This window comes from Rhodococcus sp. SG20037 (assembly GCF_031763325.1).
Taxonomy (GTDB): Bacteria; Actinomycetota; Actinomycetes; order Mycobacteriales; family Mycobacteriaceae; genus Rhodococcus_F; species Rhodococcus_F qingshengii.
In genome coordinates this window covers 4,538,249-4,553,014 of sequence record NZ_CP134497.1, presented here as the reverse complement: position 1 = coordinate 4,553,014, position 14,766 = coordinate 4,538,249, and the positions used below count along the sequence as shown (strand labels likewise).

11 protein-coding genes and 2 tRNA genes are annotated in these 14,766 nt (G+C 61.7%); 10 read left to right on the top strand and 3 right to left on the bottom strand.

The annotated features are described in order from the left end of the window. Positions 1-128 precede the first annotated feature (128 nt). The 8 genes from RHP72_RS20720 (at position 129) to RHP72_RS20680 (ending at position 6,867) form a co-directional block, all read left to right on the top strand. Positions 129-941, top strand: coding sequence for a lytic transglycosylase domain-containing protein (locus RHP72_RS20720; protein ID WP_134929873.1), 813 nt, complete (start codon positions 129-131; stop codon positions 939-941). Between the two features lie 214 nt (positions 942-1,155). After that, positions 1,156-2,442, top strand: a complete 1,287-nt coding sequence (gene eno, locus RHP72_RS20715) for a phosphopyruvate hydratase (RefSeq protein ID WP_003946309.1) — start codon at positions 1,156-1,158, stop codon at positions 2,440-2,442. A gap of 20 nt (positions 2,443-2,462) precedes the next feature. Next, positions 2,463-3,188, top strand: coding sequence for a septum formation initiator family protein (locus tag RHP72_RS20710; protein WP_074447086.1), 726 nt, complete (start codon positions 2,463-2,465; stop codon positions 3,186-3,188). Next, positions 3,185-3,730, top strand: coding sequence for a DUF501 domain-containing protein (locus RHP72_RS20705; protein WP_003946286.1), 546 nt, complete (start codon positions 3,185-3,187; stop codon positions 3,728-3,730). Before RHP72_RS20710 ends, RHP72_RS20705 begins: the two co-directional genes overlap by 4 nt. Next, positions 3,727-4,692 (top strand): Ppx/GppA phosphatase family protein, encoded by a 966-nt coding sequence (locus RHP72_RS20700; RefSeq protein ID WP_311093763.1) that lies wholly within the window; start codon positions 3,727-3,729, stop codon positions 4,690-4,692. Before RHP72_RS20705 ends, RHP72_RS20700 begins: the two co-directional genes overlap by 4 nt. 34 nt (positions 4,693-4,726) lie before the next feature. Next, positions 4,727-4,803: transfer RNA gene (locus RHP72_RS20695), tRNA-Leu, on the top strand. Between the two features lie 141 nt (positions 4,804-4,944). Then, complete coding sequence (locus tag RHP72_RS20690) at positions 4,945-5,856, top strand: hypothetical protein (RefSeq protein ID WP_143541184.1); 912 nt, start codon at positions 4,945-4,947, stop codon at positions 5,854-5,856. A 920-nt stretch (positions 5,857-6,776) separates the two neighbouring features. Next, positions 6,777-6,867: transfer RNA gene (locus tag RHP72_RS20680), tRNA-OTHER, on the top strand. A 93-nt stretch (positions 6,868-6,960) separates the two neighbouring features. Here the strand turns inward: RHP72_RS20680 and RHP72_RS20675 are convergent. The 3 genes from RHP72_RS20675 to RHP72_RS20665 form a co-directional block, all read right to left on the bottom strand. Then, on the bottom strand, positions 6,961-7,647 hold the full coding sequence (locus RHP72_RS20675; RefSeq protein ID WP_007728826.1) for a hypothetical protein: 687 nt from the start codon (positions 7,645-7,647) through the stop codon (positions 6,961-6,963). Between the two features lie 944 nt (positions 7,648-8,591). Next, the gene (locus RHP72_RS20670) at positions 8,592-8,786 is read right to left on the bottom strand and encodes a hypothetical protein (RefSeq protein WP_058037253.1); all 195 of its coding nucleotides are present in this window, start codon (positions 8,784-8,786) and stop codon (positions 8,592-8,594) included. A gap of 289 nt (positions 8,787-9,075) precedes the next feature. Further along, positions 9,076-9,753, bottom strand: a complete 678-nt coding sequence (locus tag RHP72_RS20665) for a tellurium resistance protein TerA (protein ID WP_007728823.1) — start codon at positions 9,751-9,753, stop codon at positions 9,076-9,078. 296 nt (positions 9,754-10,049) lie between these two features. Here RHP72_RS20665 and RHP72_RS20660 point away from each other — a divergent pair, with 296 nt between their 5' ends. After that, positions 10,050-12,353, top strand: a complete 2,304-nt coding sequence (locus RHP72_RS20660) for an EAL domain-containing protein (RefSeq protein ID WP_311093762.1) — start codon at positions 10,050-10,052, stop codon at positions 12,351-12,353. Beyond that, positions 12,346-14,736, top strand: a complete 2,391-nt coding sequence (locus tag RHP72_RS20655) for an EAL domain-containing protein (RefSeq protein ID WP_311093761.1) — start codon at positions 12,346-12,348, stop codon at positions 14,734-14,736. The genes RHP72_RS20660 and RHP72_RS20655 overlap by 8 nt, the downstream gene beginning before the upstream one ends. Positions 14,737-14,766 lie beyond the last annotated feature (30 nt).

Genomic DNA, 14,766 nt, shown 5'->3' with positions numbered 1-14,766 from the left:
CTCCTGACTGAGTGAGTGCAACAGCTTCTGACGAACGCATGAGGCTAGGCCAGCCTTAACTCAGAAGAAGATACTCCATCATCGACGGCGAACCATGCTCTCACCTGTACTTTTGCTGTTCTTTACTAATGGATTCGGGAGTAGTTCACTCGCATGTGGATGATGGAGGGGTGTACCGAACTCCCGCAGCCCGCAGAAGTCCCCGGCGTCTCTCGCGAGCCGTAGCAGCAGTAGCTGCCGGAACAGCTTTGCTGGGCGCAGGCATCGTGGCGTGTGGATCGAACGAACCGAAAGTAGCCATTCCGGAGGGCATACCCCCAGGTACCGGCTCTCCGACGCCGCCGATCGACATCAATGCTCCCGGCCGCAGTGCTGATCAACTCGCCGACTGGGCAGCGGGATTGTCGGACGACATCGGGATCGGGACGACGGCACTCGAGGCCTACGGGTACGCCGCTGCGGTCATGGCCGAGACGCTTCCCGGCTGCGGAATCGGGTGGACAACTTTGGCCGGTATCGGCAGCGTCGAGAGCCGCCACGGGACCTACGACGGCTCGTCGGTCGACGCGTTCGGCCAGGTTGCTCCGATCATTCGGGGAATCCCTCTCGACGGTGGCCCGGGAGTTGCCGAGATCCCCGACACCGACGGCGGGGCGATGGACGGCGATCCAGTGCACGACCGTGCGATGGGGCCCATGCAGTTCATCCCCGAGACGTGGCTCAAATGGGGAGTCGACGCCAACGGCGACGGCCGGGTGGACCCCGACAACATCGACGACGCTGCCCTCACGGCCGCCCGCTACCTGTGTGCACGCGGGGGAGACCTCACTTCCGCTGCCGGATGGCAGCAGGCACTGATGGCGTACAACCTCTCGGGCGACTATCTCGCGCTCGTTCGTGATCGTGCGTCGGCGTATTCAGTCGGGGTACGGCCGGACTGACGGTGATCGATCCGCAGGTCGGACCCGTGACCGCGCGTCGATAAAGAAGCCTTCGGCCCGTGCGGTTAGGCTGTGTGCTGGCACTACAGAGGTGCTGGCACTGCAGAGGCCCAGCCGCGATCGTGGTCCTCTTTCGACCGGAGGGGTCGGAGCCCAAGTGTCAAGCACGCAGAGCGTGCCCCAATGCGAAGCCCATTCGAAGGAGAACCACACAGTGGCCAGTATTGAGCAGGTCGGAGCTCGCGAGATCCTTGATTCCCGTGGTAACCCCACGGTTGAGGTCGAGGTTCTGCTCGAAGACGGAAGTTTCGCCAGGGCTGCGGTGCCGTCCGGCGCTTCGACCGGTGAGCACGAAGCCGTCGAACTGCGCGACGGTGGCGCACGCTACGGCGGAAAGGGCGTCGAGAAGGCCGTGGAGGCTGTGCTCGGCGAGATCGCTCCTGCCATCATCGGCATCGACGCAACCGAGCAGCGCACGGTCGACCAGGCGCTGCTCGACGCGGACGGCACCCCGGACAAGTCGCGTCTCGGCGCAAACGCTCTGCTCGGTGCCTCGCTTGCCGTGGCTCGCGCCGCCGCCGAGTCCTCGGGCCTCGAGCTGTTCCGCTACGTCGGTGGCCCCAACGCTCACGTTCTCCCTGTCCCGATGATGAACATCCTCAACGGTGGCGCGCACGCAGACACCGGCGTCGACGTCCAGGAGTTCATGGTTGCTCCCATCGGCGCACCGAGCTTCAAGGAATCGCTGCGCTGGGGCGCCGAGGTCTACCACTCCCTGAAGTCGGTTCTCAAGGAGAAGGGCCTCTCCACCGGTCTCGGCGACGAAGGCGGATTCGCGCCCGACGTCGCAGGCACCAAGGAAGCACTCGACCTCATCACGATCGCCGTGAACAAGACCGGCCTCAAGCTGGGTACCGACGTCGCGCTCGCTCTCGACGTCGCTGCCACCGAGTTCTACACCGACGGCACCGGCTACAAGTTCGAGGGCAAGAACCGCACCGCGGCCGAGATGGCGGCGTTCTACGCCGAGCTCATCGACGCCTACCCGCTCGTTTCCATCGAGGATCCGCTCGACGAAGACGACTGGGACGGCTGGGTCGCACTCACCGATCAGATCGGCAACAAGATCCAGCTCGTCGGCGACGACCTCTTCGTCACCAACCCCGAGCGCCTCGAAGAAGGCATCGTCAAGGGTGCGGCCAACGCACTCCTGGTGAAGGTCAACCAGATCGGCACCCTGACCGAGACCCTCGACGCCGTCGATCTCGCTCACCGCAACGGCTACAAGACGATGATGAGCCACCGTTCCGGCGAGACCGAGGACACCACCATCGCCGACCTCGCGGTTGCCGTCGGCAGCGGCCAGATCAAGACCGGTGCTCCGGCACGCAGCGAGCGCGTTGCCAAGTACAACCAGCTGCTGCGCATCGAGGAAAACCTCGGCGACGCAGCACGTTACGCCGGCGAGGTTGCGTTCCCGCGCTTCGCTTTCGAGGCCTGACGGAAATCTAAGATTCAGTAGTGTCTGCACAGCGCGGTAAGCCACGATCCCCCGGCGGAAGTCCGGGGGGTCGTGGTTCCCGTCGTGGGGACACACCGTCGCGTGCGCGTCGGGACAGCGCCCGACGCCCGCGCGTGTCGGAACCTTCGGTAGATCCGGAAGCAGTCGATTCCGCTGTGACAGACCCCGCGCAACCGGGGGTCTCCGCCGAGAAAGCGTCGGCGCGAGGGTCGAAGTCGGCCCGGGGGAAGAGCGGAACCAACAAGTTCTGGTCTCGGCTTCCGAAGTCGGACAACACCATTTTCGGCTTGTCCACCAGTCGGGCAGTTGTGCTCGCGATGGTTGTGCTCATGCTGGCGCTGACACTGGCAGTGCCGCTCCGTACTTACATCAGCCAGCGTTCGGATGCCGCGCAGGTGGCGGCCGAACGTCAGGTACTCGAGGAAGAACTGCGAAAGCTGCAAGGGCAGAACGCGCGCTTCGACGACCCTGCGTACATCGAAGCTCTTGCACGAGAACGCCTTCGGTACGTCAAACCGGGCGAGACCCCGTTCCAGGTTCAGCTTCCCGGTGACTACAAGGAACCCGAGAAGAAGCAGGAAAAGGAAACACCGCTCACAGGTCCGTGGTATCGCGATCTGTGGCAAACGATTTCGGAACCGCCAGTGGTTCCCGAGACGACGACACCGGCCCCGATGCCGTTGGCGCCGATAGAGCCAGAAGAACAAGGAGTACCCACCGGGTGAGCAACACGTCCGAAAATTCCCCACAGGTTTCACAAGCGGATCTCGACGCCGTTGCCGCTCAATTGGGCCGTGAGCCACGCGGAGTGATCGAGATCGCGTACCGCAGCCCGGACGGTCAGCCGGGCGTGGTCAAGACCGCCCCCAAACTTCCGGACGGAACACCGTTCCCGACGTTGTACTACCTCACGGACCCGCGACTGACTGCCGAAGCGAGCCGTCAGGAATCCGCCGGCGTCATGCGTGAAATGACCGAACGCCTGACCCAGGATCCGGAACTTGCCGCGGCCTATCGACGGGCATACGAGTCGTACCTTGCCGAGCGGGACGCGATCGAATCTCTGGGAACCGACTTTGCCGGCGGTGGGATGCCGGATCGTGTCAAGTGCCTGCACGTGCTGATGGCACATTCGCTTGCCAAGGGACCCGGCGTCAATCCGCTCGGTGACGAGTCCGTCGCGTTGGCCGGTCACGGAAAGCTGCGCGGCACTGCAATTCCCGCGGACTGGCCTGGCATCGACGATGCCGACAACACCGACCGGTGACTCGCCGTGTCGCCGCAGTCGATTGCGGTACCAACTCCATTCGACTGCTGATCGCCGACGTCGGCGCCGACGGTCGTCTGGTGGATGTCCGGCGCGAGATGCGCGTCGTGCGACTCGGTCAAGGTGTTGATGCGACAGGGACATTCGCGCCCGAGGCCATCGAACGCACCCGGGTCGCGCTGGTCGAGTACGCGTCGATGATCGCCGATGCCGGAGCAACCGCCGTTCGCATGGTCGCCACCTCGGCTACTCGCGACGCTGCGAATCGGGAAGAATTCTTCACGATGACGCGGGACGTGCTCGGCGCGGTGATTCCCGGATCCGGAGCAGAGGTCATCACCGGCGACGAAGAGGCGCGCCTCTCGTTCAGCGGTGCTGTGGGAGAACTCGATCCGTCGGAGGGCCCCTTCGTGGTGGTCGATCTCGGCGGCGGATCCACCGAAGTTGTCCTCGGCGACACGTCGGGCGTCCAGGCTGCGTACTCCACCGACATCGGCTGTGTGCGCGTCACGGAGCGTTGCTTACCGTCGGATCCGCCTACAGCAGAGCAGGTTTCCGAGGCGACGGCTTTCGCGACCGCGAAACTTGCCGAGGCGTTCGAGGCCGTACCCGTCGAGAAGGCGCACACGTGGGTGGGTGTCGCTGGAACCATGACGACGCTGGCCGCGATCGCGCAGGATCTTCCGGAGTACGACGCCGAGAAGGTGCACCTGTCGAGGATTTCGTTCAATCAACTGTTCGACGTGTGCGAGCGTCTCATTGCTATGCCTCGGGTTGATCGTGCTGCCTTCGGCCCGATGCATCCGGGGCGGGTGGACGTCATCGGCGGCGGAGCGATCATCACCACGGTGCTGGCTCAAGCGTTCGAAGCCGAAGCCGGGATCACCGAACTGGTTGTCAGCGAACACGACATACTCGACGGCATCGCGATGTCGGTAGCTCAGACCGACCCGATAGTCTGATCCCTGCCGCACCCGACCCGTCGGGTGCGGCAAGGCCCCCATAGCCCAATTGGCAGAGGCAACGGACTTAAAATCCGTCAAGTGTCGGTTCGAGTCCGACTGGGGGCACCAAGTAGCCGCAGGTCGCGACGCCTTCCCTGTAAATCGAATGGCGCCCCAGGTCCTGCAGGGCCGTGAAAAGGCCGTGACGTGCGGCGTACCCCAGGCGGACGTAGGCGCGAGTGTCGGGGGCGGTCGGTATGGTTTCAGCTCATGAACCCACCGGACGTGCGTTATGCACTCGCTGCAATGTTGAACCCCGCTCTCGGTCGCGTCTCGGAACGGGCTGAGCGAGGTCAGACCCTCAAGGCATGGGGGCTGAAACCCCATCGTCCTGATCCCGGCACGCCAATGGCTAAGGACGACGCGGATGGATACTATGAGAAGATCCCAGAGGGCTTGTCTGGCACCGTGATGTACCCGATCATGAATGCTATCGACGCGATTGCTTCGACAAGGGCATTGGTTGTACAGGCGAAGGCAGACGCTCCATTCAACCATCACCCTGCTGCTTTTCTTTCACTGTGCAGAACAGCAGTCGAGTGCTCAGCGCAAGCTATTTGGATAATGAGTTCCGAAGATCGAGACGCAAGGCGCAAGAGAGCTGCTGGTCTCGCAAAGGTGGGAATTGAGCACGCGCGAGAATGGCATGGAGAGACACAGAACGCTCACGACAATGGGCTTCGAACGATGTCTGACGAAGCCTATGCGCAGAACAAGCATCGGTTCGAGTTCCACACCAAGGAGCTTGAGGTCTTGGAAACCCTTGAGCCTGCAAACGCACGACAGTACTCGGAAATGGTTCGGAAGGCCGCGAATTGGATCGCTGCCAATCCACCAAAGCACACGTCCGACGTGGCCGGGGTGCACTATCAGACGGTCTCTAAGCTGGGATACAGGGTTTGCTCTAGTTTCACCCACGGGCATGCATGGCCAATCCATCTGCTCGGAAATCCGATGGAATCTTTCGGAATGATGGCGGACTCGATCAATCTTGCACTCATCAACACTGAGTGTGCGTTGTCACTATATGAGGCACAGTCAACAGACCCGAACGGTAGCCGAACAAATTACTACCCGGAAAGATTGCAGGTCACGATAGACGACTGGCGCACACGATACTGAGAGTTGTTTAGTGGCTGGTCCAGTAACGTGCGCGAGGCGCTTGGGCTTGAACTCCTCGGGGGTCCGGATTGAAGCAGCTATCGATACTGATCTCAAGGATTACATGGCTCCGACCGGCATGTCCTGCGGTCCCGATGGAAGCCCAGTTCTTCTACGGTTTATCGGTCAAGAACTTCTCGAGTATGACCGACCGGGCTGCCCGGCAGATCGCTTACCGAACAGCGGCACTACGTTCGACAGTCCATTGGCTGGTGTTGTGAGGACGGCGGTAGGCTCGGGAAGATCATTGCCTGCGCCACCATCCTCTTCTGGTATCCAATCGCCGTAGGTGTCGAGGGTGAGCGTAAAGGTTGAGTGCCCCAGCCACTTTGAGACCTGCATGAAGTGGGTGCCGGCCATAAGGTGCATCGTCGCGAAGGTGTGGCGGAGGTCGTGGAGTCGTACTCCGCGAGTGGCGGAAAGGTCGGTGGTCGCTGGGGCGCTAGCGGGAAGTCCGACCACCACCAGCGCGGGACGAAATATTGTGTCGTAGAACGCGCCCATTGCGTTTGGTTGGGTCCAGTCGAGCGGAACCGCGTGCCGCTCGCCCGCAGGCCGGAAGCCACCGCCGTTCTTCCTCGACGGCCACAGCGGAGCAGTCGGCTCGGTGGACCTCGGGTGTTCTTCCGCGAGGTAGTCGCGCATGCGCTCAGCCAGCCAAGTCGGTAGCGGAACGGTCCTGCGGGACCGCTTAGATTTCGGCGTGCTCGACTCCCACCGACCCTCCTTTCGGTTCTTGGTTCGTAGGACGCTGATTGCGCATCGGGTAGTGGGGGAGCCGTCGGCCTTGGCTGGGCCGGTCGTAAACGAGAGGTCCCGAATCTCCAACCCCGAGTTCTCAGATGCGCGAAGTCCGCTGTACGCCAGAAAGCTCACCATTAGCCCGTAAATCGGGTACATCGACGCAACCTCTCCGCTGAGTTGGGCGACCTGGGTTGCGGTGTGTCGGTTCGAGTCCGACTGGGGGCACCACGTAGATCCTCCTGCACATTGAATCGAAAAACCCCGCTCGTCCTCTTCGGACGGGCGGGGTTTTCCGTGGAGCAGTGACTGACCACCAAGTGGCTACTGAGCCCAGACGGTCGTCCCTGCAGGAGCATTCAGCGTGTTGACGAGATCGATGCCGGCTACGACAGCCGCGCCGCCGCCGCCGAGGATCGTTCCGGCGACACCGCCGATTCCGGCGCCTGTTGCGAGGCCACCCAGGCACAGTGCCGCGGCGACGGGGAGTCCGACGATGGTCAAGCCCAGCGGAGCGCCGACAGCGCAACCGATTCCGGCGCCGACGATGGTGCCGAGCAGGCTGCCGACCTGAGTGCCGAGTCCGAGTTGGCTCTGGAAGTGCGCAATCGCCCGATCATTCTCCTCGGGCGAGGCGACGGGCGTCCATTCCTTTGCCGCAGGCGCACTCTCGGGTCGAGGTGTTGCCTTCGCAGAATCGGTGATCGGTGTCAGCGTGAGGGTCTTACCGTCTTCACTGATCGTGCGATCGAAGGGGAACTGTAGATCCCCGAGGTTGTATGCGAGAGGCAGGGAAACAAGGTCGGCTCCCTTGCTGTCCTGCAAGACGACGGACTTGCCGTCGCCGGACACCTTGAACAGCCCGGCGTCGATGGTGGTGACGATCGACTTGTCGACGACCTTCGCTTCGTAATTCACGTCGGTCGACGGATCAGCTGATGCGATCCCTGTTGATGCTCCGACTGCAGCGACCGCTAGAGCAGTCACAGCCGCCTTCTTGAAGAAACCCATAGTTCAACCCCGTGTTCGCCTGCGTGTGCTCGCAGAAACTCGACAACTTCGGACATTGGTAAACCCCCGACAAAGCCTTCGTATTAAAGCAGACCGAAGTGACGGAAGGGATAGTTGCGCTCGGGCCGACCGGAAGCGTCCGGTGTAATCGAATGTGCAGCGTGCAGTACCAAGTTGTCGAACATGTGTGCGAAAATGTGGAGATGCGGTTGACCGAGCAATCCCCGGACTGCTGCCCTAACGGACACCGGCTCACGGCGAACACATGCCTTGTCGGTTGGGAGGTCTGCGGGTGTGCCTCGACGGAGAATGGCGGACACAGGACCCATTACTGCAGGCGATGTGGTGAAACTGTCCGGACGCCGGAGTGTGTCGGCGTGGATCCGCAGAAAAGTCGGTGGGGTTGAAGTGCTGTTACGTTGTGTTTCAAAGAGATTCGCGAGAGCCTCACCCGGCGGATCGGTGCCGGGTGAGGCTTGTGGATCAGGTAGGCGGGGCGACGGGTGCGTCGCTGCTTCCTCCCGAGCTCCCGCTCGACGAGCCGGTGCCGAACAGTAGGCCGAAGAAGCCGGAGATTGCGCCGAAGAAATCGAACATGGGCGAGCCTTTCGCGAGGACGAATGCGGTCACGACAAGTGGCCGACTTGTGGTGGTGTTCAGAGAAGTTCCGTCGACATTGACGGCAAAGGCGTCGGACGAAGGCCGACTGCCGGATGAAATGTACGATTCGTCCCCGTTTCATACAAGTCTTTCCCGAGTAACAGTTACTTGAGGCTTAAATTATCGGGGGTGCCTGCCTGATCTGGGGTGCCCTGCGTGCTTGGGTGGGGCAACCAGGCAGGGCAGTGGTTGGCCGTCCCTCTCAATACCGACCTACGGCGAACCATCGGCGTTGAAACTACCCACAGTTCGTGACGTGCGCCACTTACGTACCGGTACCTTCGTTAGCCGAGGTCGGACGTTGCGGCGAAGGCGGTCGTCGACGTCCCCGCGGGGACGTGGTTCATCGAGAAATCGCGGTCCCGATCAGGGTTGACGACGCTTGCAAACAGGAGCATGGCGGCGACAAAGAGAACTCCTGCGGCGAGGTAGGCGATTCTCACGGGCAGGCGCGGGCGTCGATCTGAATTCGTGGACATTCACGTTCTCCATCGGTGCATGTTGGACGAACGCCTAGTTTAACGATCAACTAATGAAAGGGTGCGAACAGTGACGCAAGATACGAAAAGGCCCTCGATCTCGGGGGAAATCGAGGGCCTTTCCGGTCGAACGTCGGCGTCGCCAAGCACATAGCGTCACCGACCCACTATCGGTGTCGAGCGTGACCCCTCATGTCCGACCCCACTTCTCGACACTATCCAGTAACTTGCGACATTGTGGATGATTCGGACATTGTCATTCGGATGGGGGAGATCCCGTCCGCAGCCCCTACTTTCGTCCGGCAGCCCATTTCATTCCCCAGTTGTAGGCCCGATCGAGATCTGACTGACTGCCGTTGATGTACTGCACTTCGCGCGTCACCGTCACGCCTTGACCTGAACTCTGGATGAGAGCGATCGCGCACAGTCGCTCCTGGTTGCTGGCGGAGTCGAGTCGCACTTCCACCTCCGGCCCGTTGGTGGGATACAAGGTGACGACGCCGTCCACCGCCGCCCAGTTGGGAGCGCCGTCGTAGATCATCGCGAAGATCAGGATTCGCCGGAAAGCGCTTGGGTCACCAAGATTGACGTGCATGTTCTCGCCGCCGGTGTTCGCACCACTGCGGTCGTCGCCGTCGAGGGAGATGTAGGGCGGAGAAGTCAGTGAACCGAAACTGTTACCCAAGGCCTGAACTACTCCCTTGGACCCGTCGGCAAGTTCGTAGAGGCATCCGAGGTCCAGGTCGACCGCACCAGAGCCTGCGCCGGCGAGCTTGGCGAGAAAACCGGTCTTCTTCGGTGGTGCCCCCTGTGACCAGTTGAGGTTCACGCGCATATTGCCTTGTCGTTCACCCGCCTTCGCGAGGTTGACCGTCGGTGCCGATTTGGTGAGCGTGATCTTGCTCAGGCTGACCGGTGCTTGCGACGGAGTGGACTCGCCGGAACGTCGGGTGTAGTCGATTGCCATCGTGATAGTCCTTGTCTGAACTCGAATGAGTCCGATCGTGTTACCCGTCGAGGAATCTCCACCGACGTGATCGGCGATCTCCGGCCATTGTCCCTCATGTCTGATTTCAACCCATGGGCATCAAACTTGCGGCGCCAACTTGCGGCAGACCAGCAGTTTGCTGATTACTGTGTCTGTGGGCAGACGCGACTCCGAAATAGGGTGGACGCACTGGTTGACACGGCAACGTCCAATTACGGAAGAATTGCTGAGTCGGACGTCCGATTCAATTGCGTCGTGGGAGCGGGAGGTAAGTGATGCCAGTCCTGTCGCTTCTGCAACCCCGCCAGAGAGAAAGACTGACGCCCGCCCAACGTGATGACGTAACTCGTGAGCAGATAGCCGTTACCTTCGGCGTGCTGCCATGGGCCGCTGCCGTCCACCTCGTCGTCACACTCGGGCTGACGTTGTATGTAATTCCCCCGGACGGCGGACCGCTGCCGCGTGTGTGGCCATTGCTGTCCGGCGTGATCGGGTTGGTGGGGATGTGCGTGGGTCTCGCCATTCATTTCAACCTGATCACGCCCACGTACCGGATGTCCTACGCGTTTCTCATCGTCGAATTTGCTGTAGTCGGGATCCTGTATTCCTCGCTCGCCCTGGTCCTGTACCCGATCCTGGACGATTCCGGCGATCTGATCCTGATAGCGGTCACCACATCGATCACCGGTGCCGGAGCCGTGGCCACCGCGATGTTGCGAGTGGTGGGGGTCACCTGGGTCCTGTCCAATCTGATAATCCTCGGGGTGGCATTCTGGCTTCAGCCGGGACCCGAGTTCGAACGAATTCTCATTGGAATGATCGCCTATGGCGCGGCTCTGATCGGCGGCACGATAGTGGTCTCGGGCAACCTGGAATCTCGCTATCGAGCTGAATTGAGCGCCGCGTCGGAACGATCGGTCGTGCAGATGCTTCTCGAAGACTTCGAAGGCAACGCCGGGGACTTCGTGTGGGAGACGGACCAGAAAGGCAAGTTCAACCGAATCCCGACGCGGCTCGCGGTCGAAGCGGGGCTGGACTCCACCGAGTTGCAGGGAACGGCGTGGCAGGACCTGTTCATGGAGTTGGGCACCCTACGGATCCCCGGCGGGATCGATGCGCTGATGGAGTTGCAGCAGGCCCGCCACACGAAGACCGCATTCGTCGACGTGCTCGTTCCGGTCCGAGTTCACGGTGAAATTCGGTGGTGGCAGATCTCCGGACGCCCGCGCCCCGGCCGTACACCCGACGAGTTCGTCTGGCGAGGAGTCGGTTCCGACGTCACGGAAGTAAAACTGCAGAGTGACGAGATCGTGCGGATGGGTCGTGTGGACGCACTCACCGGTATGCCGAACCGGCACAGCTTCTGGACCGAGCTCGAGCGACTGCTGCGCGAGCCGTACACAAGCGAAAGTGGTCTCGCGTTGGCCATGCTCGACCTCGACAACTTCAAGTCGGTCAACGACACACTGGGACACACCGTTGGCGACGCGGTTCTGCGAGAGGTCGCGGATCGCCTGTCCGAAGCCGGCAGGGTGTCACAGTTGTTCGCACGTCTGGGGGGAGACGAGTTCGCGGTTCTTTTCACCGATGTGGGTGACAGCTCACAAGTTCGTACTCTGCTCGGCCGCTACATCGAAACTCTGCACGAGCCGATCACAGTGGCCGGTACGCGGTTGGAGATCGGATGCAGCATCGGGTACTACCTCCCCGACGAGCTGCCGTCCTCCGCCGACGAGATGATGGGCGCTGCGGACCTGGCTTTGTTCGCGGCAAAGGAATCCGGGCGCGGGGCCGTACGTGAATATCGAGACTCGATGAAGTCCGTGGCCGATCGGCGGGCCCGCCTGCTCGAAGATATGGGAAACACTGTCGCGGAGAAGGACCTCGAACTCGAGCTGTTGCCCAGGATCGACGTGGTTTCCCGCGAGATCGTGGCCGTGGAAGTCCGCGTGATCTGGCACAACGCCCGCCTCGGTGCCGTTACGTCCGCCGAATTCATGAGCGTCGCAGACGACACCGGTTTGGCGTACTCACTGGGGACTACCGTCTTCGAGTTGGCCTGCGAGGCGGCGTCCCGCCTTCCTGATCACCTGCGGGTAGCCGTCGCGGTATCGACGCGTCAGCTCGAATCGGATTCCTTTGTCGTCGCGATAGGGGACTCGCTTCGACGATCAGGTGTCAGTGCACATCAGCTCGAGCTCCAACTCAACGAATCATCGGCGATCACCGACGAGTCCAAGTTTGCGTTGCACGCCATCGCGGACATGGGAATCGCGCTGACCGTGGACGAGTTCGGCGCCGGATTCTCCTCGCTCGCATCACTGTCCGGCCTTCCGTTCACCCGAGTCCGGATAGAGCGCTCCATTTCGGGTGCAGTGCCTGGTGGACGGTCGATCCTCGAAGCTGTCGTGGATCTGGTCGACGCGTTGGGAATGGAGGTCGTCGTCTCGGGAGTCGACGGTGAGGAAGACTTGAAGTCCGTGGCCGCTGCAAGGGTGAGGACTGTTCAGGGATACATCGCCGGCGGAGCCATGTCGGTCGACGCGGTCGCAGCGGCGGTAGCAGGCCGACGTGGGTGACCCGGCAATACTCCGTAGGCGTCGCGTCGGGACGTCGGTGCGCAAACTCGGTCGCAGCGGCACGGAACAACACCTCTCGGATTACGATCGCCGTCGCCTACTCGATCGACGACTGCGGTTCACCGCGCGCGTACTGCCGTGGTCGTTTCTGACCGCGGCGGTTGCCTTGTCAGCGATCGTGGTGCTTCTGCCGGTGGATGCCGGATGGTTCACCTTCGCCTGGTCGAGCGTCATGCTGTTGTCGAGCGCTGGATTCAGTGTGTATTGGCTCCGGCGCTCGCGTCTCGGCGTCTCCGAGTCCCAGACCACCGAACTGGTGGTACTCACAGTCGAAATCATTGTCTGGGGAGTGCTCCTGGCGTGCTTGGCTCTCGTTCTCTTCCCGATGCTCGATCCTCGTGACGAGTTGGTACTGAGCTCGACCTTGATCGGTGGGATCGCGGTCGGCGTGTTTCCCACCATGATGTTTCGCGGAATCACTGTGGTCTGGATCAGCCTGGTGGGAGTCGGGTTGGCCGGGGCGTTCTGGACGGAACCGGGCACATCGCGTTTCGTGCTGATCGGGGTGCTGGTCGTCTTTGTAGGTTCGCTCTACAGCGGAACTTTGCTGTTGGCCAAACTTTTCGAGAGACGGCTACGCGCCGAACTCATAGCCGAGGACGAACGAGATCTCGTCGAGTTGTTGCTCAACGATCTCGAAGACGGAGCACAGGATTGGCTCTGGGAGACCGATTCGCGCGGTATCGCCAGTACCGTGTCGTATCGATTCGCCGAGCAGGTCGGTTTGCCGGCAGCACAGATTCGGGGCCGCACAATGCACGAGATCCTGATCGGGATCGGCGCGTCCCGAACAGATGTGGGCAGGAAGTCCCTTGATCTCCTCGCCGCGAATTTTCAAGCCGGGACGGCGTTTCGGGACCTCACCATGCAGGTCGTCGTTCGGGGCGATACTCGCTGGTGGTCGATGTCAGGTCACCCGGGCAGTGGCGATGGGGCGACCTACGGGTGGCGCGGTGTCGGATCCGATATCACGCACTCGTATCACCAGCGCCAGAACATCTTGCGATTGGCAGAGATCGATTCGTTGACCGGGCTCAGAAATCGGTACAGCTTCAACGCTCAACTGTCTTCGCGGATTCGGGACGGACACAGGGTGTGGCTGGCAATTCTGGATCTGGACAACTTCAAGTCGATCAACGACCGGTTGGGACACCACATCGGAGACGACGTGCTTCGCGATGTTGCCGGCAGACTGCACAGCGTTCTGCGATCGAACGAGATCTGTGGCCGACTGGGGGGTGACGAGTTCGCCATCGCCTTCGACGACGTAGCCTTCGACGACATCGGGAGTGCAGATGAGGTGGAGAAGAGATTCCAAACGATTCTCGACTCATTCGAACGACCATTTTCACTGGTCGGCAACCAGATTCGCATTCGTGCCAGTCTGGGGTACGGCTCGATGCCCGACGACGCCGACAGCCTCGAAGACCTGGTGATTGTCGCGGACCTCGCGCTTTACCACGCAAAGGAGAGCGGTCGGAACCAGATTCGCGCCTTCGATGCGACTTTGCGGGATCGTGCGACGGGTAGGGCCAGGGCATTGTTGGATCTTCGTCGTGCGTTGATCGACGAAGAGTTCGAGTTGGTTTATCAGCCACAGGTCTCGGCCGCGACGGGAGTTGTTGTCGGGTTCGAGGCTCTGCTGCGGTGGAACCATCCGACTTCAGGTCTCGTCTCGCCGGGAGACTTCATTTCGGTCGCCGAGGAAACCGGCTTGATCGTGCCGATCGGTGCAGGTGTTCTGAGGGCTGCCTGCACGGCGGCGACAACGTGGCCGGAGGACATTCGGGTTGCCGTCAACGTTTCTCAGGTGCAACTGCGTTCGAGTCGATACGTCGACTCGGTACGCCGGACACTGATCGAGGTGAACCTCCACCCCAGCCGACTCGAGATCGAGGTGACCGAATCGTTGGTCATCGACGACGCCGACCGAGATGTGTTGGTACAGCTCTCGGCGCTCGGCATCGCCATTGCGATGGACGACTTCGGCACAGGGTTCTCCTCGGTTGCCAGCTTGGCCCGGCTGCCGCTCGATCGGTTGAAGATCGATCGGGCGTTCGTCGCACCGCTGGACGCGGATCCCTCGAATTCGAGGTTCGCTGTCTTGCGAGCCGTCATCGCGATTGCCAAGTCTCTGGGGCTGGACACCGTCGCCGAGGGCGTGGAGACGGAGAGGCAGCGCGCGATAGTGACCGAGTGCGGATGTGACGTGATCCAGGGGTACCTCGAGGGAATGCCGATACGGGCAGCCGAGATTCCGCACTATTTGAATGGGCGACTCGGCGGTTCGAGCAGGTGGGGTGTCGCGGCTACCACTGAGTGAGAACTTTGCGCCCGTTTTGCCGATCGATGT

Coding starts and splice junctions, on each gene's coding strand:
- RHP72_RS20665 (WP_007728823.1), bottom strand. CDS start 9,753: ATGGCAATCGACTACACCCGACGTTCCGGCGAGTCCACTCCGTCGCAA.
- RHP72_RS20660 (WP_311093762.1), top strand. CDS start 10,050: ATGCCAGTCCTGTCGCTTCTGCAACCCCGCCAGAGAGAAAGACTGACG.
- RHP72_RS20670 (WP_058037253.1), bottom strand. CDS start 8,786: ATGTCCACGAATTCAGATCGACGCCCGCGCCTGCCCGTGAGAATCGCC.
- RHP72_RS20720 (WP_134929873.1), top strand. CDS start 129: ATGGATTCGGGAGTAGTTCACTCGCATGTGGATGATGGAGGGGTGTAC.
- RHP72_RS20690 (WP_143541184.1), top strand. CDS start 4,945: ATGAACCCACCGGACGTGCGTTATGCACTCGCTGCAATGTTGAACCCC.
- RHP72_RS20675 (WP_007728826.1), bottom strand. CDS start 7,647: ATGGGTTTCTTCAAGAAGGCGGCTGTGACTGCTCTAGCGGTCGCTGCA.